Here is a 23878-nt window from a genome sequence, read left to right as displayed (position 1 = left end):
GTTTTTTGTACCCAGGCAGACCACACCGGCCACGCGGCCAAGCGCGTCGCCGACTAGGAATAGCATTGAACCCTCACCAGGACGGAAGTGAAGTGACAGATCAGGGCGCCCCCCAGGCCGGAACCAACCTCGACCCGTGGTATCACCACTACGCCGAACGAGCCGCCGGCCTCCGTGCCTCAGAGGTGCGCGCGCTCTTCGCCGTCGCCTCCCGCCCTGAGGTGGTCTCGCTCGCCGGCGGCATGCCATACGTTGCCGCGCTGCCGCAGGACCTGGTGATCAACGCCATGGATCGCGTCATGGTCGAGCAGGGCGCCGTTGCGCTGCAATATGGCTCTGGTCAGGGAGTTCCCGAGCTTCGTGAGCAGATTCTCGAGGTCATGGCACTGGAAGGCATTCGAGCGCACGCTGACGATGTCGTGGTCACCACCGGGTCCCAGCACGCACTGGAACTCGTCAGCAAGCTCTTCCTCGACCCGGGAGACGTCGTGCTCTCCGAGGGTCCGAGTTACGTCACCGCAATGGTGATCTTCAAGTCGTACCAGGCCGAGGTCGAGCACGTTCCCATGGACGAGCACGGCCTCATTCCAGAGGCTCTTCGTGAGCGCATCGCCAGCCTCAAGGCCGCAGGCAAGAACATGAAGTTCCTCTACACGATCCCCAGCTTCCACAACCCGGCGGGTGTGACCCTCAGCTGGGAACGACGCGTCGAGATTCTCGAGATCGCCAAGTCGAACAACATCCTGGTGCTCGAGGACAACCCGTATGGCCTGCTCTATTTCGACCAGCCGGCACCGGATGCCATGCGCTCGCTCGAACAGGACGGCGTCGTCTATCTCGGCACCTTCTCCAAGACACTCGCTCCCGGGTTCCGGGTGGGATGGGCGCTGGCCCCGCATGCGATCAGGGAGAAGCTCGTCCTCGCCAACGAGGCCGCCGTGCTCTCGCCCAGTTCATTCAGCCAGCTGGTGATCTCGGAGTACCTGTCGACCGCCGACTGGAAGGGACAGATCAACACCTTCCGCGGCGTCTACCACGAGCGCAAGAACGCCATGCTCTCCGCACTCGACGAGTACCTGCCGGAGCTTAGCTGGACCAACCCGAACGGTGGCTTCTACGTCTGGGTGACCATGCCGGAGCAGCTGGATTCGAAGGCTATGCTCCCGCGTGCTGTCAAGGAGCTCGTTGCATATACCCCCGGCACGGCGTTCTTCGCCGATGGCGACGGGAGACAGAACATGCGGTTGTCGTTCTGTTACCCGACCCCCGAAAGCATTCGCCTCGGCATCCGTCGCCTTGCCACGGTCATTCGCAGTGAGCTCGACCTCCTCGACACGTTTGCCGGTACCGGAACGCTCAGCGCCGTCGACGACCGACGTCGATTCAGTGCCCCGCCGCCCAACATTTCCTAATCAATTCCGACCCCTTTCAGAGCAAGGAATAACCCTGAATATGAGCGAATTCACGGCTCTCAACATCGTCGTACTGGCCGGTGGCATTTCCCACGAGCGTGATGTGTCATTGCGCTCGGGTCGCCGCGTTTCCGATTCCCTCACCGGGCTCGGCCATCGCGTCACGATCGTCGACCCAGACGCGTCCCTGCTGGGCTTCCTCAACACGGCGAGGCCGGATGTCATTTGGCCGGCCCTGCACGGGGCCAGCGGCGAAGATGGCGCGTTGCGTTCCCTCCTCGCCACCACCGGAATTCCGTTCGTGGGTTCCGAGGGCCACGCTGCACGTCTTGCCTGGTCGAAGCCAACGGCGAAGGAACTCGTTCGCCGCGCTGGTTTTGCCACGCCACTGTCGATCGCCCTGTCGAAGGAGACCTTCCGCGACCTCGGTGCGGCGAACGTGCTCGAGAACGTCATCGCTGCACTCGGCACAGAACTCGTGGTCAAGCCGGCTGAGGGTGGATCAGCCCAGGGTGTGACAATCGTCGAAGGAGTTGCCGGCCTGCCCCGCGCGATGGTGGATGCCTTCACCTACTCCGACAATGCGCTCATTGAGCGCCGCGTAGTGGGCACTGAGCTGGCCGTAGCCGTCATAGACACGGGGGAGGGGCCCGTCGCCCTGCCTGCTGTCGAGATCGTCCCTCTCAGTGGCGTCTACAGCTTCGAAGCGCGCTACAACGCCGGGGAGACGCAATTCTATGCACCAGCACGCATCTCACCCGAGCTCGCAGAGCTCGTCGGAGAATCCGCCGTCGCGATTCATTCCCTGCTTGGGCTGCGACACATCTCACGCATCGACATGATTGTCGACGAAGACGGCACTCCCTGGTTCCTGGAGGCGAACGTGCTCCCCGGCCTCACGGAAACGTCGCTGGTTCCGCTGTGCATCGAGGCTTCCAGCCAGACGCTCGGCGATGTTTACTCCGCACTGGCTTTCGCCGCAATCAATGAAAGCAGCAACTAGACCAGCTCCCGCCTCGTCTGTAACGCATCCACTGAACGCTCCCCGCTCGCCCAGGTTCTAGCCTGGCGAACGGGGAGCGATTTCGTTAGGGGCGCACGGTCTCGTTTCACGTGAAACATCGCACTGTTGTACTCGACGCTGGGAGGCGGGGGAGTGGGGGAGTGGGGCCGGGTGGCGTAGCGGTGACAGGTGGCGATTCCGGGGCCCGGCATGGTTTCACGTGAAACATCAAGGCTGGATCATGGCACCCGGTCCGGCGGGACCGTTTCACGTGAAACACGGTGGACCTTCAGTCCGTGCTGTTTCACGTGAAACATTCGACTGTTATCGATGCCAAAATCTCCGCGTGGCCGGCTTGGTGGATACCGGCGCATCCGGATAGATGCTGCGGGTCGCTCGGCGACGATTGCTCCCCGATATCCAGTCGGCGAAGTACACCTTGGGCAGGATCTTAGCGAGCGACAGTGCGACGTAGATCACCGTGTTGGCTGCAACGAAGGTAGCAAAGTGGGCGAACAGCGGGGAGGTCAGAGTTGATGTCGGAAGGAGAATTCCAGCGGGGAACACGAGTGGCATCACGCTCTTCCTCCCTCTGACAACGGTGTACTCAGGGCGTCAATCCGCGGGGGTTCGTCTGGCGACGATGTGTGCGGCACGTGATCCCACGCAGCCTTCCTGCCCAGGGTGATGTCGATGATTCCCTTGACGTAGACCAGGTTGAGGAACATATCGAAGAGCAGCTCTGGCAGCAGCAGCAACGCGAGCAGTCGCGCCAGCCAGCCACCCTTCCACACGGTCGCGAGGCGTTCCACAAGGAAGATGGTGCCGACGCCCAACCAGAACGGGAACCACACCCAGGCGTCCACCGCGAGAACGGTGACTAACAGGAGTAGCAGAAATGACGTCAACGCGATCACGCTATAACCGATACCGAGCTGCTGCGCCCAGTAGCGCATGGTCGCCAGTGTCATGCCGTAGGACCCGATGTTCTCAAGAGCCCCACGCTGCCAACGCAAGCGCTGCTTCCACAGTGCCGCCGGCGTTGGCATCAGCTCGGTGACGACCGAGCACTTCTTTGGTGAGGTCATCAGAGCGCCCAGTGACTTGAGGGCGATCGTGAGCTCGTTGTCTTCGGTGAGCACGGCGGTGTCGTACACGTCTCCCGGCCGTCCCGGAATGATATCGCCACGACTCTCGGCCACTGCGCGCAATGCGGCGGGCCGGAACATGGACGCGGTGCCCGTCAGTACAAAGACACGACCGCGGCGCCGTGCAATCTCGCGAGAGTAGCGCACGTACTCATTGCGCTGCAGCTGGCCAAGCAGGCCGAAACCGTCTTCGCCGTAGAAAAGCCCGCCGACAGCCATCAGGGCGCGGTCATACGTGAACCGATTCACCCCTTCTTCCAGGAACCCATCGTCAAGAGTCGTGTCTGCGTCCATCACCATGACGATGTCATTGTCTCCCTGCCCAGGGAGAAGCCGAGCAAGGGCCTGGTTCAGGGCGCCCGCCTTCTTGTCGGTGTTCCCGACTGATTCGACAACCTCAACCCCATGCTGGAGCGCGAGGGCAACGGTGGTGTCTGTGCAGTTGTCGGCGACGACGATCACGCGCTCCGGCCGATGGGATTGGGCGTGTAGCGACGACAAGGTCATGGGCAGCGACGCCGCCTCGTTATAGGCCGGAATCAGCACAGTGACGGTGACCTTGCCCGCGAAGACACCTCGAGTGGACGCCATGATGACCTTGGGTGCCAACGGGGTGGCGTGCCTGTTTGAGGAGCGGCGAGACTTGCTCGCTGCTCTCCGCTCCAATAGCGCGATGCCGATGGCGAACAGTGCGGCCAAGGCAATCGCGGCGAGAATCAGCAACGGAGCGGGAGCCGCCGGGTCGTAGAACACCTGCCACACCCCGAACAGCGTGCCAACGCTCGGTACCTCCCCGACCTGCGGCGCGCTGAATCCAACCACGATCCAGAGTGCGACGGCGGCACCAGCAGCCGATGACGCTATGACTACACCGACAAATCTCCGCAACCGGTTCGCTCGCATAGCCGAACCGTAGCAGCTCACTGTCTCTCGACTCGGGCACGATAGTGATCGGCGCAACACGCACGGCGGATTTGAGCCAGTAGTTTCACGTGAAACACTTCAGAAGTGAGCAATTTCGCTTCGCTGAGAGCCATCCTAAGCTCACCATCGTCGTTAAAAAATTTCGGATTTCGCGGCATATCGACCGGAAAATTCCGCCATTCGAGGGGCGTCGCCTCGAACACACTCGACTATCTGTACCGCCGGCACTGAAACCACGAACGATCAGTCGTCAAGGACGAGCGATGCGGGGGAGTGGCGGGGAGGGAGCGGCGCGGGGAGCGGCGCGGGGAGCGGCGCGGGGAGCGGCGCCCACCGCTGGAGTCCAGCGGTGGGCGTCAGTGATCAAAATGAGAGCCAAGCAACCAACGAGGCCGAAACTAGCTAGCGCTGTAGCCAGACTGTCCGAGCTCCGCGAGGATTCTGTTGAGGTCGCCAATAGTCGCGAAATCTACTGTGATCTGGCCTTTTCGTGCGCCGAGCTTGATCTTGACCCGGGTGTCCAGCCGATCGCCGAGGCTATCCGCGAGCTCGTTGAGGTGCCCCTGGCGTTTTCCAGGGGCCGGCTTGGCCACCGGCGCCTTGGGAGTAGCGCTGGCGGCTGCTTCCGCGGCGCGAACCGACAGGTCTTCGTTCACAATCTTGTCAGCGAGGCGCAACATGCCCTCTGTGTCACCGACGGAGAGAATGGCCCGCGCGTGACCGGCGCTCAAAACGCCGGCGGCGACCCGCAGCTGAACGGCTGACGGCAGCTTGAGCAGGCGGATGGTGTTGGTGATCTGCGGACGCGAGCGTCCAATCTTCTGAGCGAGTTCGTCCTGGGTGATGCCAAAGTCCGACAGCAACTGCTGGTAGGCCGACGCCTCTTCAAGCGGGTTGAGCTGGGCGCGGTGCAGGTTCTCGAGGAGAGCATCCCGCAGCATATCGACATCCGCTGTGTCCCGGACGACAGCGGGGATCGTCGCGAGCCCCACCTCACGCGTGGCGCGCAATCGACGCTCACCCATGACGAGCTCGAACTTGCCATGCAATTCGGGGTGCGGACGCACCACGATGGGCTGGAGAACGCCAATTTCGCGGATGCTGTGCACCAGTTCGGCGAGGTCGGACTCGTCGAACACCATGCGAGGCTGTTGCGCATTCGGGATGATGTCGTGGGGGTCGAGGTACGCGAGCCAGGCCCCTGGTACGTCAAGCAGGTCTTCCGTCGAGCCCAGGGGCTCGACCGGCGCCAACACCGGTGCCTGAGCTGGGGCCGCCTGCGGCACGCTCAGAGCAGGTGAAGCTGTCGGGGGAGTGGGGCGGGAAGCAGCCACCGCGGCGCTCGTGTCTGAATGCGGAAAGAACACGTCGACGGGACGCGCCGGCTTGGCCTCGTCCTGCATCGGAATGAGCGCGCCAATTCCGCGCCCGAGGCCAGTCCGCTTTGCCATTAGAGCTGTACTCCAGTCTGTGGTGCGCCACGCCGGGCAATCTCTGCTGCGGCTTCGAGGTAGGAGAGCGATCCTGCGGAGTTGAGGTCGTAGCTGATGACGCTCTGGCCATAGCTGGGTGCCTCAGAAACGCGCACAGAGCGCGGAATCAGGGTCTTGAGCACCTGGTTGGGGAAGTGATCGCGCACGTCCTGGGCAACCTGGTTCGCGAGGTTCGTTCTGCCGTCGTACATGGTCAGCAGGATAGTCGAGACGCGCAACTCCGGGTTGAGATGCTTCTCAATGAGCTCAATGTTCTTGAGCAGCTGGCTGAGGCCTTCAAGCGCGTAGTACTCGCACTGGATAGGAATAAGAACCTCACGGGCCGCCACGAACGCATTGATCGTCAGCAAGCCGAGTGACGGCGGGCAGTCAATGAAAACGTAGTGGTAGGGGTCGGTCATCTCGCGAAGGTGCAGGTCGAGCGCACGGCGGAGACGCTGTTCGCGGGCAACGAGGGAGACAAGCTCGATCTCGGCACCGGCGAGGTGGATGGTGGCCGGAACGCAGTACAGCGCGCCGAATTCCGGGCTCTTCTGTACGACATCCGCCAACGCAACATCGTTGACGATCACGTCGTACACGCTCGCCGTGTCAGCGCGGTGCTCGACACCGAGCGCTGTCGAGGCGTTGCCCTGCGGGTCAAGGTCGATCACGAGCACCTTGGCGCCCTGGCGGGCGAGTGCTGCGGCCAGGTTGACGGCTGTGGTGGTCTTGCCAACGCCGCCCTTCTGGTTCGAGACGGTCATGACGCGTGTGGTGGCAGGCTTCGGAAGCTGCTCTGACGCAATGGCCTGGCGCCGGCGCGTTAATTCAGCGATCTCCCGTGCGAGGGGAGTGGATCCGTCGAATCCAGAATCTGACTGGAGGTGCTGGTCTTCACCAGGATGCTTCACGTGAAACCTTTGCGTCTGGATGCGGATGTGGTGACAAATTCCCGGGCATACTCATGCTTCGGGGGAGATCGCCGTACTACTGGGTCGCTCTGATCGAGGTGCCGCCCACACCGGATCCACAGCGGATGCCGTCAACGGACAGTACGAAAATCGAGAGACTAATCCACTGTAGCCCTAATGACCCGCGTGACATCCTGCAGCACGCCCTCACCGAGGGTGAGAACTTCAACATTGGTCAGACGGTACTTACGGATGGCCTTGGCTGCGGCCTCAATCTCGGCCGGTGCGCCTGCACCCTTCATGAGGATCAGCTCACCTCCTGGACGAAGCAGCGGCGCCGTCAGGGGAATCAGCGTGCGGAAAGCGCTCACAGCTCGAGCAGTCACCTGGTCGAGACGCTGATCCAGCTTGACCTCTTCGGCGCGGGCACGGTTCACGACGACGTTGTCCAGTCCGAGCGCTTTCACCTGGTCAGTGAGCCAGGCAACGCGACGCTCCATGGGCTCGATCAGAACGAACGACACGTCGGGGCGGGCAATGGCCAACACGAGACCGGGAAGTCCTGCCCCAGAGCCGACGTCTCCGACGAGGCCTGGACGCAACAAGGGTGCAACGATCGCGCAGTTCAGGATGTGACGCGACCACAGGCGGGGGAGTTCCAGTGGGCCAATGAGCCCGAGTTCTTCACCCTGCGCGGCCAGGTTGGCCGTGAATGCGCGCGCAACATCAATCTGCGCACCAAAGATTTCAGCCGCTTCGGCCGGCTCTGCCTCTAACAATTCGTTCAACGTTTCACGTGAAACTATGACGCGGTGATGACGGTGTGACGATCGCGGCCCTCGCCACGAGACTCTGACACGAAGCCGCGCTCCGACACCAGATCGTGGACGAGTTTGCGCTCGTACGACGACATCGGGGGGAGGGAAGCTTCTGTAGCACCGGCCTGGATGCGCTCGGCCGCGTGACTCACGAGAGACGCCAGTTCTGCCTGGCGCGCATCGCGCGAACCACCGATGTCGAGGATCAGGCGGGAAAATCCGCCGGTCTTGTTCTGCACTGCGAGGCGCGTGAGCTCCTGCAGGGCATTCACGGTGTCCGGCTTCGACAGAACACGGAGGTTTGCACCATCGGACGCATTCACTGACAGGTACGCGCGGCCGTTGCGGGCGTCGATGTCAATGTCACCGTCGAGGTCGCAGATGTCGAGGAACTCTTCGATGTAGTCCGCGGCGATGTCCCCCTCCTGCTCGAGCTGATCGAGCGTGGGGGAGTCGTTGCCTGACGCCACGGCAGTGTCGGCCTCTCCCGATGCGGGGAGCGACGCGGTGAACGCCGGGGCAACGACGATGTCGGCCGGGGTCGCGGTGTCAGTACCGGTGGTGTCAGTCACGATGGTCTTCCGTCTCTACTTTTTCGGGCCGGATTGCTTCTTTGCGCGGTTCTTGCTGACCGGCTGCTGGCGCTGAGTGGTCTTCGGAGCTTCGTCAACGACGATGATGTCGCCGTCAGTGGCGATGAGCTTGCCCTTACGAGCAAGACGCTCTTCGCGAGCCTTTGCCGCTTCACTGCCAGGCGTCGGCATGTTGCGGATGACGAGGAACTGCTGGCCCATGGTCCAGATGTTCGAGGTGAGCCAGTAGAACATGACGCCGAGCGGGAAGGCAACACCGGAGAAGGCGAAGACGAGGGGGAGCAGGTACAGCATGATCTTCTGCTGCTTGAACATGGGGCTCGCCTTGGTCTCAGGCGACATGTTCTTGGAGACGATCTGCAGCTGCGTGATGAACTGTGACGCCGTCATCAGCACAACCATTGTGGCGGCGATGATCATGACCGAGAGGCTGTAAGGATCGCCCGCCGTCATCAGCGTCCACTGCGAAGCGAACGAACTGTGCAGCGGAGCGCCGAGGAATTCTGATGAGCCGAAGCTCTTGGCGAGGACATCGTTGAGAGGACCGACGCCGGACTTCCCGTGCTGGGCATCGTTCAGCACCGAGAACAGTGAGAAGAAGATCGGCATCTGGATGAGCAGCGGGAGGCAAGAGCTCAGCGGGTTGGTGCCCGTGCGCTTGTACAGCTCCATAGTCTCGCGGGACATTGCCTCACGAGAGAACTGATCTTTCTTGCCCTTGTACTTGTCCTGGATCTTCTTCAGCTGAGGTGCAACCTCGAGCATCTTGCGCTGGCTCTTGATCTGCTTGACGAAGATCGGGATAAGAGCGGCCCGGACGACGATCGTGAGTCCGACGATGGACAGCACCCAGGTGAGACCAGCGGCAGGGTCAAGGCCGATCGCTGAGAAGAGCGAGTGGAATGCTACGAGCAGTAGCTCTACAACCCACTTCAGCGGCCAGAGGATTGTACCGATGATGTCCATGCGTGGGTTCAGCCCTTTCCGTGGCCTGGTGCAACAACAAAACCAAATCGCGTCACGACGTAGCGACGCTTGCGCTTCTGGGGAACATCATCGATCCCGCCCTCGGCCCACGGATGGCACCGGGCCAGACGTCGAGCGGCCAAAGCCGACCCGACAACCAGGCCATGTTCTTGAACGGCCCCCAGAGCATAGGCCGAACAGGAGGGGTAATACCGACAGACATCTCCATAAAGAGGAGATATCACCGCGCGATATGCGCGAAGTAGCAGGATCCCGATATTGCGCGGCAACAGAATTAACGTCGCCACAGCCCTGTTCATGATCTTTTCCTGCTCAATCCGATGCTCCCTGCATTCAAAGCATCTGATATCTCTGAATGCAGGGTAGCCCACGGCACCCGCTCGGAACCTGGCAGCGCCCTGATGACGATGTCAGTTCCCGGCGGAACAGATGGCAGAAGTTCAAAGCTCGCTGCTTTCATCCGGCGTCGAACGAGGTTGCGCACAACGGCGCCACCCACGTTCTTCGCCACGATGAAGCCAAATCGCGCAGAAGACCCTTCCGGGTTCTTCTTGAGGTAGGTAACGGTATGGGGACCGACAACTCGGTATCCCCGCCGGACGACTGATTTATAGTCATCGCCGCTCGTTACGCGATTTGATTTAGCGAGCACCAGCGCGCTTAAGCGGAGAGTTCGGTGCGTCCCTTACGACGACGTGCACCGAGGATTGCGCGGCCGGCGCGGGTGCGCATGCGCAGACGGAAACCGTGCACCTTGGCGCGACGGCGGTTGTTCGGCTGGAAGGTTCTCTTGCTCATAGTTCTATCTCCACGTGTTTGATCTCTGCAGGCCAAAACGGGCGGCCGGAAGAATTAAGGGGAGCCCGTGGGCTCAGGTCAACTGATTAAAACTACGGCTTTGAGATCAGTTGGTCAAACTCACAGAAGCCAAACGACCGATTCTCCACAATAATGGCGCTATCACTCGGATGACACGCGGAAAAAAATTCCGCTGAATTTGGAGTGACTGGGACTCATTAGCTACCGTGATGACCTAGTTATCCACAGGTAGGTGTAAAAAACCCTGAGAATAGGGCTTCTTTTCCCCACAGGCGGTGGATAACTCTGTGAATAAGAAGGTGCAGGTCAGCATGTCAGACGGCGAAATTCCGATCAGCGAGACGTGGCAGGCAGTACTGACCACCCTCGAATCGGACGACAGCATCACCCCGATGCTGTATGGATTCTTGAATTTGGTCGAACCCAAGGGGATTGCTGCCGGCACTTTCTACCTGGAAGTGCCCAACGAATTCACTGCCAGCATGCTGAATCAGCGGATGCGGGTGCCACTACTCACAGCAATGACACAGCTGGACGAGGCCAGAGAGGTCTCCAGCTTCTACGTGGTGGTCAATCCGGAACTTGAACCGGACGCGCAGCGACCCGTTCAGGACGAGACCGTCATTCCCGACGTTGAAACTCCTGCTGCGCACCAGTCAGTCTTCGAAACGACGCAGACGGATCGGCCGCACGACACCCGGCTGAATCCCAAGTACAACTTTGACAATTTCGTCATCGGGCAGTCGAACCGCTTCGCCCACGCGGCCGCTGTCGCCGTCGCGGAAGCGCCGGCAAAGGCATACAACCCACTCTTCGTCTACGGTTCGTCCGGACTGGGCAAGACCCACCTCCTCCACGCGACCGGTCACTACGCGATGAGCCTGTATCCCGGAATCCGGGTGCGTTATGTGAGTTCTGAGGAGTTCACGAACGACTTCATCAACTCGATCGCCAACAACCGCGGTTCGCTGTTCCAGCAGCGGTACCGCAATGTCGACATCCTGATGATCGACGACATCCAGTTCCTGCAGGGGAAGGCGGAGACGCAGGAAGCGTTCTTCCACACCTTCAACACCCTGCACGACCACAACAAGCAGGTGGTCATCACCAGCGACCTGCCCCCCAAGGCGCTCACCGGGTTCGAAGACCGGATGCGTTCACGGTTCGAGTGGGGCCTCATCACGGATGTTCAGGCGCCAGACCTCGAAACACGGATTGCCATCCTGCGCAAGAAGGCGCAGAGCGAAAAACTCCAGGTCCCTGACGACATCCTCGAGTTCATGGCGACCAAGGTCTCCTCGAACATTCGGGAGCTGGAAGGTACGTTGATCCGCGTCACGGCATTCGCGAGCCTGAACCGGACGCCCGTCGACATGAACCTGGTGCAGACGGTACTCAAGGACCTCATCACGCTCGACGAGGACAATGTCATCGCGCCGGTCGACATCATCACCAACACCGCTGACTACTTCAAGCTGACGGTCGACGACCTCTACGGATCCTCCAGGTCGCAAGCCGTGGCAACGGCCAGGCAGATCGCCATGTACCTCTGCCGGGAACTGACCAACCTGTCGCTCCCCAAGATCGGGCAGTTGTTCGGCAACCGTGACCACACCACAGTCATGTACGCGAACAAGAAAATCAGTGAACTGATGAAGGAACGTCGCTCGATCTACAACCAGGTGACGGAACTTACCAACAGGATCAAGCAGAACCACCGGTATAAGTAGTTAAAAAATTTTGGATATTCACACTGTGGATAACTCTGTGGAAACTCGTTGAATAACTTGCCATTGCCTGTTGAAACAGCGATCTACCTGTGTACAACGTGAATTACAAAAATCTGAGCGTCAGACACGGATCGATTAACGCCCACAGGCTGTCAACATCCCGAACCCCGCTGAATGACAATGATTTAGTGCGGGCGAGGAAGTTATCCACAGTTTCCACACCGGTTAAGACCATTAACTATTAATTCTTGTTAGCCATCACCCGACAACCTTCACGGCCGGGCTGTTGCCCGACCTGGGCCGGTTGACAAAGACGACTAGCATTGAGGCCACATCCCTTGCCTCAATCGACAGGAGCGAATCCGTGAGATTTCAGGCCAACAGAGACGTCTTCAGTGAAGCCGTCTCGTTTGCTGTCAAGCTGCTTCCCCAGCGCACTACCCTGCCTATTTTGAGCGGAGTGCTGCTGGAGGCAACAGAAACTGGCTTGATCCTGTCGTCATTCGACTACGAAGTCTCAGCGCAGACAACCATCGCTGCCGATGTTGAAGAGACCGGAAAGGTCCTGGTCTCAGGCCGTCTGCTCGCAGACATCGCCAGCCGGATGCCCAACGCACCTGTGCGATTCGTCACCGATGAGTCACGCATCACCGTCAGCTGCGGTTCGGCCACCTTCACGCTGCTGTCCATGCCTGTCGAGGAATACCCGAGCATCCCGCAGGTCAGCACGCAGTCGGGCCTCGTCCCAGCGGAAGATTTCGCCAATGCTGTCGCCCAGGTGGCCGTTGCGGCATCGCGTGACGACGTCACGCCCGTCATCACAGGCGTGCAGCTCGAAGTCTCTGAGAACAGCCTTGGCCTGGTTGCTACCGACCGCTATCGGGTTGCCGTTCGAGAGATCAATTGGGATTCAGGCAGCAACGAGAGCACTGAAACCATGACAGCGCTTGTGCCGGCCCGCACCTTGCAGGAAGTCGGCAAGACCTTCGGCCACAGCGGAACCATCTCGGTTGCGATCACGAACTCTGATGACCGCGAACTCATTGCCTTCACCGCCGACAAGAAGACGGTTACCTCGCTGCTCATCAAGGGAAACTTCCCGCCAGTGCGCCGCTTGTTCCCCGAAACAGTCGACAACTACGCGGTGATGAACACCGCGGAACTCATCGAGGCAACACGCCGAGTGCAGCTCGTACTCGAGCGTGAGGCAGCTCTGAGGTTCTCGTTCACCGCCGAAGGGCTCACGCTCGAAGCGATCGGATCTGAACAGGCCCAGGCCTCAGAGACGATCGACGCCATTCTTACCGGAACAGACACTGTCGTCTCTCTGAAGCCACAGTTCCTGCTCGACGGATTGGGCGCGGTTCACTCCGAATTCGTGCGCATCTCGTTCACCAAGACCGAGAATCCGAACAAGCCAGGACCAGTGCTCATCACGAGCCAGACCTCTCGCGAGAGTGCGGGCGCCGACAGCTACAAGTATTTGCTGCAACCCAATCTCCTGCTGCGCTAACGCGTCATTTCATCGGCACTAAGGAGCTTCATGCACATCGGTATTATCGGCCTCGGAAAAATGGGCGCGAACATGCGCACACGCCTGCGCAATGCAGGACTGACGGTCACCGGCTTTGACCACAACCAGGACGTCGCAGATGTCGCATCCGTCGACGAGATGATTGCAGCGCTGCCGACTCCCCGCATCGTCTGGGTCATGGTTCCCTCTGGCGCCATCACCGATTCGGTTGTCAACGAACTCGCTGAGAAGCTCGACGAAGGCGACCTCGTCATCGAGGGTGGCAACTCACGTTTCACCGAGGACTTCAAGCACGCAGAGCTCCTTGCACTCAAGGGAATCGACTACATCGACGCCGGCGTTTCCGGTGGTGTGTGGGGAGTCACCAACGGTTACGGCCTGATGGTGGGCGGCAGCCAGGAGCAGGTCGAGCGCGCTATGCCCGTATTCGACGCGCTGCGCCCTGAGGGCCCCCGCGAAGAAGGTTTCGTGCACGCTGGCGAAGTCGGTGCAGGCCACTACGCCAAGATGGTGCACAACGGCATCGAATACGCCATGATGCAGGCATACGCCGAGGGCTATGAACTGCTCGCGAAGCGTACTGACCTCGTCAAGGACGTCCCCGGAATCTTCTCTGCCTGGCAGCGTGGAACCGTCGTGCGTTCGTGGCTGCTCGAGCTCATGGTTATTGCCCTCAAGGAAGACCCGACGCTGGCCAACATCGAAGGCTACGTCGAAGACTCAGGTGAAGGCCGCTGGACGATCGAAGAAGCCATCGACAACGCTGTTCCCGTTCCCACGATCGCTGCGTCGATCTTCGCGCGATTCGTTTCGCGCCAGGACGACTCTCCTGCCATGAAGGCTGTTGCTGCTCTTCGCAACCAGTTCGGCGGGCACGCGGTCAAGAAGGCAGACTGACACACCGTGTCTCTGATGAACCGTGCAAGTTAGTCACCTCTCCCTTGCGGATTTTCGTAATTACACGACCGCCGAGGTACCGTTTGCGGCCGGCCCCAATTTGGTCGTCGGCCGCAACGGGCAGGGAAAAACCAATCTGGTCGAAGCCCTTGGCTTCTTGAGCACCCTGGGTTCCCACCGGGTCTCCAGCGACAAGGCAATGATCAGGGCCGGCCAGGAATCAGCAGTGATCCGGGCACGACTGGCATACAACAGCCGCGAGATCCTGGCTGAAGTCCAGATCAACCGCACGGGGTTGAACCGGGCCCAGATCAATCGGTCCGCCATCAAGACCCGCGAATTGCCGCGCTACTTCTCCAGCGTGCTATTCGCTCCGGAGGATCTCTCCCTGATCAGGGGAGATCCCTCGGGGCGCCGCCGGTTCCTCGACCAACTTTTGGTGCTGAGGTCTCCGCGCATTGCCGGCATCCTGGCCGACTACGACCGCGTTCTGAAGCAACGCAATACCCTGCTGAAATCGGCCAGAGCATCAGGGGTCCGAGGGAATTCCCTGACCACACTGGATATTTGGGATGAGCGCCTGGTTGATCTTGGATCCCAGATCATTGATGAACGCGCCGAGCTCGTGCGCTTGCTGAGTGACCCGCTGCGGGACGCTTACGAGTCAGTCGCCGGCGAAGACCACGGGCCGCGGCTCGTATCGTCGCTCAGTATCCTCGGTGCAGACGAAGACGATGAGTCGGCGTCGACAGGCTCGGTCGAACCAACCGCATCCTCCACCGCCGATTCGTTCAGGGCCGCATTGGCCGGCGTGCGGAGCAAGGAGCTTGACAGGGGCATGACCCTGGCCGGCCCGCACCGCGACGACCTCGTCTTCATGCTGAACTCGCTCCCCGCGAAGGGATATGCCAGCCACGGGGAGTCCTGGTCTTTCGCACTTGCGCTGAAACTGGCATCCGCTGAACTGCTGCGCCGCGATTCCACGAGCGGCGACCCCGTGCTCATCCTCGACGATGTTTTCGCTGAACTCGACCAGAGCCGGCGGGCCAGGCTCGCGGCTGCCGTCGGTGGATTCGAACAGGTACTCATCACCGCCGCTGTCTACGACGACGTGCCAGAAGCCCTCGCTGCGCACACCATTCACATTCACGCCGGACAGGTAGTGGACGACCATCGTGGCTGATCAGGGCGAGAATTCTCCAATCGGAGACAACGAAGCGGATGCCGCGGCACCCCAGCCAGACGGAACGCCTGCGACACCGCAGACGCCTCAGGCCGCCCCGGCGACCGATGCGGCGGCCGACGCTGCCGACGCTGCCGGCCCTTCAACGGGTGTCCCCGATGATTCAGATGACATCGAGACCATAGAAATCGCAGGGACAGAGGCTGCCCGCGTGTATATGCGATTCAAGGACATCTTCGGTGACCCGAATGCCCGGCGTTCGCGCGCCAGGAAGCGCCCGAAAATCGACCCGGCATCCAGCGTTCCCTTTGGCAAGGGTCGGGATCCACGGGGCCTGGGCGACACCATCAATTCGCTCACGCTGCAGCTGGGTTGGAACTCTCCGCTCGCGCAATCATCGCTGCTCGACTCCTGGACGGAGATCGCTGGAGCGGAGACGGCCAAGCACTCAACACCGGTCGGAATTGAAGACGGTGTGCTCACTGTGCAGTGTGAATCGACGGCATGGGCGACCCAGCTGAGAATGATGCGCGTTGACATCATGACGAGCATCTCGACGCGCTATCCGGATGCCGGCATCCAGTCAATCCGTTTTCAGGGGCCCAACGCCCCTTCATGGAAAAAGGGCCCCAGATCAATCCCAGGGCGGGGCCCGCGCGATACCTACGGGTAACCGGGCAAAATCGGTCACCGTCGTCACGAAAACGCGTTAGATCGGCGTTTATGGACGGGCCGACCCTCTAGGTTTGGTAGACTTATGAGGTCGCTTCAGCGACAGAGGGAGCCCAATTTCATATGACAGCAGAGCCGAAGAATCCCGAGTCCGAGCACGAATATGGTGCGGACGAAATCCAAGTTCTCGAGGGTCTCGAAGCCGTTCGCAAGCGACCGGGAATGTACATCGGTTCCACCGGACCGCGAGGTCTGCATCACCTGGTGTATGAAATTGTCGACAACTCCGTCGATGAGGCGCTTGCCGGGTATTGCGACACCATCGACATCCGCATCCTGGCCGATGGCGCAGTACGCGTAGAAGACAATGGGCGCGGTATCCCCGTTGACATCCACAAGGCAGAGGGCCGCTCGACGGTCGAGGTCGTTCTGACCGTGCTGCACGCCGGTGGAAAGTTCGGCGGCGGCGGTTACGCGGTTTCCGGTGGCCTGCACGGTGTTGGTAGCTCCGTCGTCAACGCGCTCTCGTCGCGCCTCGAGGTCGAGGTTCGCCGCCAGGGACACGTATGGCGCCAGAGCTTCACCCACGGTGTTCCGAATGCTCCCCTTGAAAAGGGCGAGGAATCCGACGCCACCGGCACCACGATCACGTTCTGGCCGAGCCCCGACACGTTTGAAACGGTCGATTTCGACTACGAGACCCTGCGCGCCCGTTTCCAGCAGATGGCGTTCCTGAACAAGGGACTGCGTCTGACGCTCACCGACGAGCGTCCTGAACAGGCCGATGAAGAAGGCAATCCCGTCTCCAACTCGTTCATGTACGAGCAGGGACTAGTCGACTACGTCGAATACCTGAACCGCGCCCGCAAGGCGGAGCTGGTGAACGACGAGATCATTTCGTTCGAGACTGAAGACACCGAACGCAAGATCGCACTCGAAGTCGCTATGCAGTGGACCACCGCATACACCGAGAGCGTGCACACCTACGCGAACACCATCAACACCCACGAGGGTGGTACGCACGAAGAGGGCTTCCGCGCTGCCCTCACCACGTTGGTGAACAAGTACGCCAGGGAAAAGGGCATCCTGAAAGAAAAGGATGACAACCTCTCCGGCGATGACGTGCGTGAGGGCCTGACGGCCGTCATCTCGATCAAGCTCGCTGAGCCGCAGTTCGAAGGCCAGACCAAGACCAAGCTCGGCAACACGGAGGCCAAGGCATTCGTGCAGCGCGTCGCCGGCGAGCAGCTGGCCGACTGGTTCGATCGCAACCCGATCCAGGCCAGGGAAATCATCCGCAAGGCGCTGCAGGCAGCGACCGCGCGGATGGCAGCCCGCAAGGCCCGTGAAACCGCCAGGCGCAAGGGCCTCCTCGAGGGCGGCGGAATGCCTGGGAAGCTCAAGGACTGCCAGAGCAAGGATCCAGCGCTCTCCGAAATCTTCATCGTTGAGGGTGACTCGGCCGGCGGCTCTGCCGTGCAGGGCCGAAACCCGGAAACCCAGGCCATCTTGCCTCTCCGCGGCAAGATCCTGAACGTGGAGAAGGCGCGCCTCGACCGCGCACTCGCGAACGCCGAAGTGCAGGCCATGATCACGGCATTCGGTGCCGGTCTTGGCGAGGACTTCAACCCTGAGAAGGTGAGATATCACAAGATCGTGCTGATGGCCGATGCTGATGTCGACGGCCAGCACATCACGACCCTGCTGCTCACCCTGCTCTTCCGCTACATGCGTCCGCTGATCGACATGGGCTACGTTTACCTCGCGCAGCCGCCGCTGTTCCGACTCAAGTGGTCGAACGCGCCTCACCAGTACGTGTACTCAGACCGGGAGCGCGACGCGCTGCTGGCCGACGGTGCAGCTGCAGGCAAGCGCATCCCCAAGGACAACGGCATCCAGCGCTACAAGGGTCTCGGCGAGATGGACTACAAGGAGCTGTGGGAAACCACGATGGCTCCCGAAAGCCGCACTCTGCTGCAGGTCACCCTTGACGACGCTGCAGCCGCAGACGAAATCTTCTCTACCCTGATGGGCGAGGACGTTGAGTCCCGCCGTAACTTCATCCAAAAGAACGCGAAGGACGTGCGTTTCCTTGACATCTAACGACACCCCCACCGACAACTCTGGCGCCGAGAACACCGGCGCCTCAGCTTCGGCAGCAGATGCGACAACCACCGCTGAAGCGGCTGACGCTGCAGCGGCGGCACACCTCGTCACCCACGGCAAGATCGACCAGGTCGACCTTCAGCTGGAGATGCAGCGCTCGTACCTCGACTACGCGATGAGCGTCATCGTCGGGCGTGCGCTGCCCGACGTGCGCGACGGCCTCAAGCCGGTGCACCGCCGCGTGATTTACGCCATGTTCGACGGCGGCTACCGCCCAGACAAGGCCTTCTCCAAGTGTGCCCGTGTCGTCGGTGACGTGATGGGACAGTTCCACCCACACGGTGACTCGTCGATCTACGATGCACTCGTGCGCCTCGTCCAGCCCTGGAGCCTGCGTTACCCGCTCGCCCTCGGCCAGGGAAACTTCGGTTCCCCGGGAAACGACGGCGCAGCAGCACCGCGATACACCGAGACCAAGATGGCGCCACTCGCCCTTGAAATGGTGCGCGACATCGACGAAGACACCGTCGACTTCCAGGACAACTACGACGGCCGCACGCTCGAGCCGACGGTGCTTCCCGCACGATTCCCCAACCTGCTGGTCAACGGCTCGGTCGGTATCGCTGTCGGTATGGCCACCAACATCCCGCCGCACAACCTCCGTGAGGTGGCTGCTGGAGCGCTCTGGTACCTCGAAAACCCCGACGCGAACCGGGAAGAGCTGCTCGAAGCGCTCATCCAGCGCATCAAGGGACCCGACTTCCCGACCGGCGCGCAGATCCTGGGCACCAAGGGCATCCAGGACGCCTACCGCACCGGCCGCGGGTCGATCACGATGCGCGCTGTCGTCAGCATCGAAGAGCTGATGGGGCGTACGTGCCTCGTCATCACCGAGCTGCCGTACCAGGTCAACCCTGACAACCTGGCGATCAAGATCGCCGACCTGGTTAAGGATGGCAAGGTCGCCGGCATCGCCGACATCCGCGATGAGACGTCGGGCCGTACCGGCCAGCGCCTCGTCATCGTGCTGAAGCGTGACGCCGTCGCCAAGGTCGTGCTGAATAACCTGTACAAGCACACGCCTCTGCAGGAGAACTTCGGCGCCAACATGCTGGCGATCGTCGACGGCATTCCGCGCACACTGCCCCTCGACGGATTCATCTCCGCCTGGGTCACGCACCAGATCGACGTCATCGTGCGCCGCACCCAGTTCCGCCTGAACAAGGCTGAAGCCGACGCGCACATCCTGCGTGGATACCTCAAGGCGCTCGACGCGCTCGACGAGGTCATCGCACTCATCCGCCGTTCGCCCACCGTTGATGACGCTCGCGAGGGCCTCATGGCGCTGCTCGACGTCGACAAGCTCCAGGCCGATGCCATCCTCACGATGCAGCTGCGTCGCCTGGCCGCTCTCGAGCGCCAGAAGATCATCGACCAAGCTGCCGCCCTCGAACTGGAGATCGCCGAGTACAAGGCGATCCTGGCCAGCCCCGAGCGTCAGCGCACGATCGTCAGCGAAGAGCTCACCGAGATCACCGACAAGTACGGCGATGACCGTCGCACGGAGATCATGTTCGGCTACGACGGCGACATGTCGATCGAAGACCTGATTCCTGAAGAGGAAATGGTTGTCACCGTCACGCGCGGCGGCTACATCAAGCGCACCCGCAGCGACAACTACCGCAACCAGCACCGCGGTGGCAAGGGCGTCAAGGGCGCCCAGCTGCGCGCTGACGACGTGGTGGAGCACTTCTTCGTCACCACCACCCACCACTGGCTGTTGTTCTTCACAAACACCGGTCGGGTCTACCGTGCCAAGGCGTACGAGGTGCAGGAAGCCGGCCGCGACGCGAAGGGCCAGCACGTTGCCAACCTGCTCGCACTGCAGCCGGGCGAAGAGATCGCACAGATCCTCGACATCCGTGACTACGAAGTTGCCCAGTACCTCACCCTGGCGACCCGCGACGGCCTGATCAAGAAGACAGCGCTCAGCGAGTACGACACGAACCGCACCGGTGGAATCATCGCGATCAAGCTGCGCGAGGGCGACGAACTCGTCTCCGCGCTGCTCGTCGATGAGGACTCCGACCTGCTGCTCGTCTCCCGCAAGGGCATGTCCATCCGCTTCACTGCAACGGATGAGGCGCTCCGTCCCATGGGACGCAGCACCTCAGGCGTCATCGGCATGCACTTCCGTGGCGAGGACAAGCTCCTGGACGCGTCAGTGGTCTCCGATGACGGATTCGTGTTCGTGGTGACGGAGGGCGGCTATGCCAAGCGCACAGCGGCCGACCAGTACCGCCTGCAGAACCGCGGTGGCCTGGGCATCAAGGTGGCCAAGCTGAGCGATGATCGCGGCGACCTGGTGGGGTCACTCATCGTCGACGAGCAGGATGAAGTACTTGTGGTCCTTGCCAGCGGCAAGGTGGTACGCTCTGACGTCGCCGAAGTTCCAGCCAAGGGCAGGGACACCATGGGCGTAGTTTTCGCAAAGTTTGCCGACGAAGACCGGATCATCGCCATCGCGAAGAACACCGAACGCAATCTCGAGGTCGAAGAGCCTGAAGACCACGCAGAGGGCGAATCGGGGAAAGAAGAGTCATTAGATGAGTAGCGTTGCAGAAAAGCTCGCCAAGAAATCTACCCGCAAGACCACCACGAAGCAGGTGCGCCTCAAACTGGTGTACATCGACTTCTGGTCGGCTGTGAAGTTGTCCTTCCTGGTAGCCATCTGCCTGGCGGTCGTCACGATCGTCGCTACGTTCCTCATTTTCACCGTTCTCAACCAGACCGGTGTCTTCAACAGCGTCAACGAGCTGTACACGTCGATTGCGGGCGAGACCTCGAACCTCAATACGATCCTGTCGATGGGCAATGTGATGGGCTTCGCTGTCGTTGTCGCTATCCTGAACACTGTGGTTGTCACAGCACTCGGCGCAGTCTTTGCGCTGCTGTACAACCTCAGCGTGAAGGTCACCGGCGGGCTTCTCGTCGGCTTCACCAATAACTGAATAAACTTTCTCCCGGCTCGATTGGGAGATTTCGGCAGATTCAGATACGCTGTAATCTGCTGAATCGGGGATATAGCTCAGGCGGTTAGAGCGCTTCGCTGATAACGAAGAGGTCCCAGGTTCAAGTCCTGGTATCCCCACGTATGGTTGTTTACAACACAGTTGTGTTCGATCATTCGGGGCCTTAGCTCAATTGGTAGAGCGCCTGCTTTGCAAGCAGGAGGTCAGGAGTTCGATTCTCCTAGGCTCCACAGCACAACAAGAAGATCCTCACCCAGAGATGGGTGAGGATCTTTTTCGTTAACCGGGTCTTGTGCGGGGAGCATGAGCCCCGAGGGTGCCCGACGCGGGGCTGTGCCCTCGCTCAGCGTTCCAGGAGCGACGATCGAGGCGTGTGCCCGCCGGAGTGCCGCAACGGCCTGTCTTGGCCACACAGCGCCGCTCGCGCATCCGCTCTCGTCCTGTCTGGGAGCAGCCGCGCCTGGGAACGCAAAAGAGCCCGTGTCGAGGACACGGGCTCTTCAGACGTTCTTGTTCTCGCTCTCGCGACAGTCCCTAAGCCTCAGGGTTGCCCGTCAGTGCGTCGTTCTCGTCGTCGGCGACCCACAACTCGTCGTCGGCCTTAAACGTCTGCCAGACGGCGTACGCGACGCCAACGGCTGCAACAACACCAAGACCGACGGCAATGTAGGTGCCGGCTCCCGCGCTCTTCTTGGCCGGAACGACGGGCTGCTGCAGGTGCAGGCGGTGGAGTGCGGCACGCACCCTGGTGTCCTTGGCGATGTCGCCGACGGACAAGACGGTTCCGAGAGCAGTGCCAAGACCCGTGCCGATGCCCGGAATGACATCGTGGACAATGCGGCGCTTGGTGTCTCCCGCAAAGCTCTGCGTGGCCTGAACGCCGGGAAGGACATACTGCTCGTATCCTTCACGCACGCGGGGGACCACTTCCTCGCGAGTCAGGACTCCAGCCTGACGGCCGGCCTCCCTGGCTACCTCATTGGCGTGATCCAGGACCGCTTGCTGGTTACTCCACAATTCGTCGGCGCTCTTGCGCAGGCGAGTGAGTTCCTTACGGCGCTTTCGTGACAGGCTCATCTGGACCCTCCATCGATGTCGTGTAGCGAATAACGTCCATCTTGCCACTGAATCGCCTGATCAATCCAAGCGAGTCGAGCATGAACACGGCGAATACACCGGTAATCATGACTATTCAGGATGCTCCTGAGTGGCTGTGCAAGAATTATTGCTATGTCAAAGCACACCGCTGTCGCAACGCTCAACACGAGCCTCGGACCGATCAAGGTCAACCTCTACGGCAACCACGCCCCGAAGACTGTGAAGAACTTCGTCGGTCTGGCTACCGGTGAAATTGAATGGAAGCACCCCGGCACCGGCGAGGTTTCACACGCGCCGCTGTACGACGGAACGATCTTCCACCGCATCATCAAGGACTTCATGATCCAGGCCGGCGACCCGCTGGGCCAGGGAATTGGCGGCCCCGGCTACCAGTTCGACGACGAGATCAACCCTGAGCTCGACTTCACGCAGCCGTATGTCCTCGCCATGGCTAACGCCGGCATCCAGGGCGGCCGCGGAACCAACGGTTCACAGTTCTTCATCACCGTTGTTCCGACCACTTGGCTCCAGGGCAAGCACTCGATCTTCGGTGCTGTCGAAGACGAGGCATCACGTGCGATCGTCGACCAGCTTGCAGTTGTGCCGACCGATGGCCGTGACCGTCCCCGCGAAGACGTTGTCATCGAAAGCATCACCGTCGAGCAGGTCTAGGTAACACTTCTATGACCCGGGTGCCGGACCAAGCGGCGAACTATTGCTACCGGCATCCGGGTAGGCAGAGCTATATTCTCTGCCAGCGCTGCGGACGCACCATCTGCCCAGAGTGCCAAACTCAGGCCGCCGTCGGCGTGATCTGCCCTGAGTGCATGAAAGAACAACGTCAGTCAGCGCCCCGCACCAAGCCGGCCGCACTGACCAGAATCACCCGAATGGGAAAAGACGGCTCTCCTGTCGTCACCTATTCGATCATCGCCATCACGCTCGTCGTCTTCGTCCTGCAGCTGATCCCTGGCCTCGGCGTCACGCAGGCGCTCTGGTACGCAGGCGTGTACTCATACCCCGGCCAGTTCGAGCCATGGCGGATGCTGACCGCCATGCTGGTGCATTCAACGGGCTTCATCTTCCACGTGGGACTCAACATGTACACGCTGTGGATCTTCGGGCGAATACTCGAGAGCATGCTCGGCCGCGGCCGGTTCCTGACGCTCTACGTGCTCAGCGGACTCGCCGGCTCCCTCGGTGTCATGTTCCTGTCGAGCCCGCTCACGCCCGTGGTTGGCGCGTCAGGCGCCATCTTCGGGTTGATGGGTGCGTTCCTGGTGATCCAGCGTCACCTCGGCGCCAGCGCCACCCAACTCATCGTCCTGGTCGCCATCAACCTCGTGATCGGCTTCCTCCCCGGGCTCAACGTGGCCTGGCAGGCGCACGTCGGCGGCCTCATCGGCGGCGCGATCATCGGCCTCATCTTCGTCAGCACCCGCAAACGCGAGCAGAAGAACCTGCAGATAGGCCTGCTCAGCCTGTTCGCCCTCGTGCTGGTTGCCCTCAGCTGCGCGCGCCTCTTCATCTGAGCGC

23 protein-coding genes and 2 tRNA genes are annotated in these 23878 nt (G+C 61.1%); 14 read left to right on the top strand and 11 right to left on the bottom strand.

From position 1 onward, the window contains the following. Positions 1 to 92: 92 nt before the first annotated feature. Both AC25Z0_RS15485 and AC25Z0_RS15480 read left to right on the top strand, forming a co-directional pair. Entirely contained in the window at positions 93 to 1412 is a 1320-nt protein-coding gene (locus AC25Z0_RS15485; protein WP_488133770.1) for an aminotransferase-like domain-containing protein, read from the top strand. A gap of 40 nt (positions 1413 to 1452) precedes the next feature. Then, the gene (locus AC25Z0_RS15480) at positions 1453 to 2415 is read left to right on the top strand and encodes a D-alanine--D-alanine ligase family protein (protein WP_488133769.1); all 963 of its coding nucleotides are present in this window, start codon (positions 1453 to 1455) and stop codon (positions 2413 to 2415) included. Between the two features lie 324 nt (positions 2416 to 2739). Here AC25Z0_RS15480 and AC25Z0_RS15475 read toward each other — a convergent pair whose 3' ends face one another. The 10 genes from AC25Z0_RS15475 to rpmH form a co-directional block, all read right to left on the bottom strand. Then, positions 2740 to 2991: a hypothetical protein gene (locus AC25Z0_RS15475; protein WP_488133768.1), complete on the bottom strand. Its 252-nt coding sequence runs from the start codon at positions 2989 to 2991 to the stop codon at positions 2740 to 2742. Continuing rightward, positions 2991 to 4466, bottom strand: coding sequence for a glycosyltransferase family 2 protein (locus AC25Z0_RS15470; protein WP_488133767.1), 1476 nt, complete (start codon positions 4464 to 4466; stop codon positions 2991 to 2993). Before AC25Z0_RS15470 ends, AC25Z0_RS15475 begins: the two co-directional genes overlap by 1 nt. 419 nt (positions 4467 to 4885) lie before the next feature. Further along, entirely contained in the window at positions 4886 to 5938 is a 1053-nt protein-coding gene (locus tag AC25Z0_RS15465; protein WP_488133766.1) for a ParB/RepB/Spo0J family partition protein, read from the bottom strand. Next, complete coding sequence (locus AC25Z0_RS15460) at positions 5938 to 6873, bottom strand: ParA family protein (protein WP_488120993.1); 936 nt, start codon at positions 6871 to 6873, stop codon at positions 5938 to 5940. Before AC25Z0_RS15460 ends, AC25Z0_RS15465 begins: the two co-directional genes overlap by 1 nt. A 158-nt stretch (positions 6874 to 7031) precedes the next feature. Next, positions 7032 to 7661, bottom strand: a complete 630-nt coding sequence (gene rsmG / locus AC25Z0_RS15455) for a 16S rRNA (guanine(527)-N(7))-methyltransferase RsmG (RefSeq protein WP_488120992.1) — start codon at positions 7659 to 7661, stop codon at positions 7032 to 7034. A gap of 14 nt (positions 7662 to 7675) precedes the next feature. Beyond that, the gene (locus AC25Z0_RS15450; protein WP_488121256.1) at positions 7676 to 8161 is read right to left on the bottom strand and encodes a Jag family protein; all 486 of its coding nucleotides are present in this window, start codon (positions 8159 to 8161) and stop codon (positions 7676 to 7678) included. A gap of 117 nt (positions 8162 to 8278) precedes the next feature. Further along, positions 8279 to 9250: a membrane protein insertase YidC gene (yidC, locus tag AC25Z0_RS15445; protein WP_488133765.1), complete on the bottom strand. Its 972-nt coding sequence runs from the start codon at positions 9248 to 9250 to the stop codon at positions 8279 to 8281. 8 nt (positions 9251 to 9258) lie between these two features. Continuing rightward, positions 9259 to 9570 carry a membrane protein insertion efficiency factor YidD gene (yidD, locus tag AC25Z0_RS15440; protein ID WP_488133764.1) on the bottom strand — a complete coding sequence of 104 codons (312 nt, stop codon included), beginning with the start codon at positions 9568 to 9570 and terminating at the stop codon, positions 9259 to 9261. After that, complete coding sequence (gene rnpA / locus AC25Z0_RS15435; RefSeq protein ID WP_488120989.1) at positions 9567 to 9923, bottom strand: ribonuclease P protein component; 357 nt, start codon at positions 9921 to 9923, stop codon at positions 9567 to 9569. Before rnpA ends, yidD begins: the two co-directional genes overlap by 4 nt. An 8-nt stretch (positions 9924 to 9931) precedes the next feature. Then, on the bottom strand, positions 9932 to 10069 hold the full coding sequence (gene rpmH, locus AC25Z0_RS15430) for a 50S ribosomal protein L34 (protein ID WP_010204566.1): 138 nt from the start codon (positions 10067 to 10069) through the stop codon (positions 9932 to 9934). Positions 10070 to 10401: 332 nt separating this feature from the next. Between rpmH and dnaA the strand changes: the two genes are divergently transcribed. The 10 genes from dnaA (at position 10402) to AC25Z0_RS15380 (ending at position 21474) form a co-directional block, all read left to right on the top strand. After that, on the top strand, positions 10402 to 11820 hold the full coding sequence (dnaA, locus tag AC25Z0_RS15425; protein WP_488120988.1) for a chromosomal replication initiator protein DnaA: 1419 nt from the start codon (positions 10402 to 10404) through the stop codon (positions 11818 to 11820). Positions 11821 to 12184: 364 nt separating this feature from the next. Beyond that, positions 12185 to 13333, top strand: coding sequence for a DNA polymerase III subunit beta (gene dnaN / locus AC25Z0_RS15420; protein ID WP_488120987.1), 1149 nt, complete (start codon positions 12185 to 12187; stop codon positions 13331 to 13333). A 30-nt stretch (positions 13334 to 13363) separates the two neighbouring features. Further along, entirely contained in the window at positions 13364 to 14251 is an 888-nt protein-coding gene (gene gnd / locus AC25Z0_RS15415; protein ID WP_488133763.1) for a phosphogluconate dehydrogenase (NAD(+)-dependent, decarboxylating), read from the top strand. A 22-nt stretch (positions 14252 to 14273) separates the two neighbouring features. Then, positions 14274 to 15434 (top strand): DNA replication/repair protein RecF, encoded by a 1161-nt coding sequence (recF, locus tag AC25Z0_RS15410; protein WP_488133762.1) that lies wholly within the window; start codon positions 14274 to 14276, stop codon positions 15432 to 15434. A gap of 217 nt (positions 15435 to 15651) precedes the next feature. Beyond that, a complete protein-coding gene (locus AC25Z0_RS15405; RefSeq protein ID WP_488121255.1) occupies positions 15652 to 16107 on the top strand; it encodes a DciA family protein in 456 nt (151 codons plus the stop codon). A 122-nt stretch (positions 16108 to 16229) separates the two neighbouring features. Then, the gene (gene gyrB, locus AC25Z0_RS15400; protein WP_488133761.1) at positions 16230 to 18209 is read left to right on the top strand and encodes a DNA topoisomerase (ATP-hydrolyzing) subunit B; all 1980 of its coding nucleotides are present in this window, start codon (positions 16230 to 16232) and stop codon (positions 18207 to 18209) included. Positions 18210 to 18333: 124 nt separating this feature from the next. Continuing rightward, entirely contained in the window at positions 18334 to 20826 is a 2493-nt protein-coding gene (gyrA, locus tag AC25Z0_RS15395; protein WP_488121254.1) for a DNA gyrase subunit A, read from the top strand. Then, positions 20819 to 21223, top strand: coding sequence for a DUF3566 domain-containing protein (locus tag AC25Z0_RS15390; RefSeq protein WP_488120983.1), 405 nt, complete (start codon positions 20819 to 20821; stop codon positions 21221 to 21223). The genes gyrA and AC25Z0_RS15390 overlap by 8 nt, the downstream gene beginning before the upstream one ends. A 66-nt stretch (positions 21224 to 21289) precedes the next feature. Then, positions 21290 to 21363 (top strand) — tRNA-Ile (locus AC25Z0_RS15385). 38 nt (positions 21364 to 21401) lie between these two features. Beyond that, positions 21402 to 21474 (top strand) — tRNA-Ala (locus tag AC25Z0_RS15380). A 304-nt stretch (positions 21475 to 21778) separates the two neighbouring features. On the opposite strand, the gene AC25Z0_RS15375 is transcribed toward AC25Z0_RS15380, so the two are convergent. Further along, positions 21779 to 22321, bottom strand: coding sequence for a hypothetical protein (locus tag AC25Z0_RS15375; RefSeq protein WP_488120982.1), 543 nt, complete (start codon positions 22319 to 22321; stop codon positions 21779 to 21781). Between the two features lie 153 nt (positions 22322 to 22474). Between AC25Z0_RS15375 and AC25Z0_RS15370 the strand changes: the two genes are divergently transcribed. Both AC25Z0_RS15370 and AC25Z0_RS15365 read left to right on the top strand, forming a co-directional pair. Further along, complete coding sequence (locus tag AC25Z0_RS15370) at positions 22475 to 23014, top strand: peptidylprolyl isomerase (RefSeq protein WP_488120981.1); 540 nt, start codon at positions 22475 to 22477, stop codon at positions 23012 to 23014. Positions 23015 to 23169: 155 nt separating this feature from the next. Then, a complete protein-coding gene (locus AC25Z0_RS15365; RefSeq protein ID WP_488133760.1) occupies positions 23170 to 23874 on the top strand; it encodes a rhomboid family intramembrane serine protease in 705 nt (234 codons plus the stop codon). The last annotated feature ends 4 nt before the right edge of the window (positions 23875 to 23878 follow it).

It is taken from the genome of Leifsonia sp. Y862 (assembly GCF_057669585.1).
The sequence above is the reverse complement of the archived record's forward strand: the minus strand, read 5'-3'. Positions and strand labels throughout refer to the sequence as shown.

Coding starts and splice junctions, on each gene's coding strand:
- yidD (WP_488133764.1), bottom strand. CDS start 9,570: ATGAACAGGGCTGTGGCGACGTTAATTCTGTTGCCGCGCAATATCGGG.
- gyrB (WP_488133761.1), top strand. CDS start 16,230: ATGACAGCAGAGCCGAAGAATCCCGAGTCCGAGCACGAATATGGTGCG.
- yidC (WP_488133765.1), bottom strand. CDS start 9,250: ATGGACATCATCGGTACAATCCTCTGGCCGCTGAAGTGGGTTGTAGAG.
- AC25Z0_RS15480 (WP_488133769.1), top strand. CDS start 1,453: ATGAGCGAATTCACGGCTCTCAACATCGTCGTACTGGCCGGTGGCATT.
- gnd (WP_488133763.1), top strand. CDS start 13,364: ATGCACATCGGTATTATCGGCCTCGGAAAAATGGGCGCGAACATGCGC.
- AC25Z0_RS15375 (WP_488120982.1), bottom strand. CDS start 22,321: ATGAGCCTGTCACGAAAGCGCCGTAAGGAACTCACTCGCCTGCGCAAG.
- AC25Z0_RS15405 (WP_488121255.1), top strand. CDS start 15,652: ATGCGATTCAAGGACATCTTCGGTGACCCGAATGCCCGGCGTTCGCGC.
- AC25Z0_RS15465 (WP_488133766.1), bottom strand. CDS start 5,938: ATGGCAAAGCGGACTGGCCTCGGGCGCGGAATTGGCGCGCTCATTCCG.
- AC25Z0_RS15390 (WP_488120983.1), top strand. CDS start 20,819: ATGAGTAGCGTTGCAGAAAAGCTCGCCAAGAAATCTACCCGCAAGACC.
- AC25Z0_RS15365 (WP_488133760.1), top strand. CDS start 23,170: ATGAAAGAACAACGTCAGTCAGCGCCCCGCACCAAGCCGGCCGCACTG.
- rpmH (WP_010204566.1), bottom strand. CDS start 10,069: ATGAGCAAGAGAACCTTCCAGCCGAACAACCGCCGTCGCGCCAAGGTG.
- dnaA (WP_488120988.1), top strand. CDS start 10,402: ATGTCAGACGGCGAAATTCCGATCAGCGAGACGTGGCAGGCAGTACTG.
- AC25Z0_RS15470 (WP_488133767.1), bottom strand. CDS start 4,466: ATGCGAGCGAACCGGTTGCGGAGATTTGTCGGTGTAGTCATAGCGTCA.
- AC25Z0_RS15475 (WP_488133768.1), bottom strand. CDS start 2,991: ATGCCACTCGTGTTCCCCGCTGGAATTCTCCTTCCGACATCAACTCTG.
- AC25Z0_RS15370 (WP_488120981.1), top strand. CDS start 22,475: ATGTCAAAGCACACCGCTGTCGCAACGCTCAACACGAGCCTCGGACCG.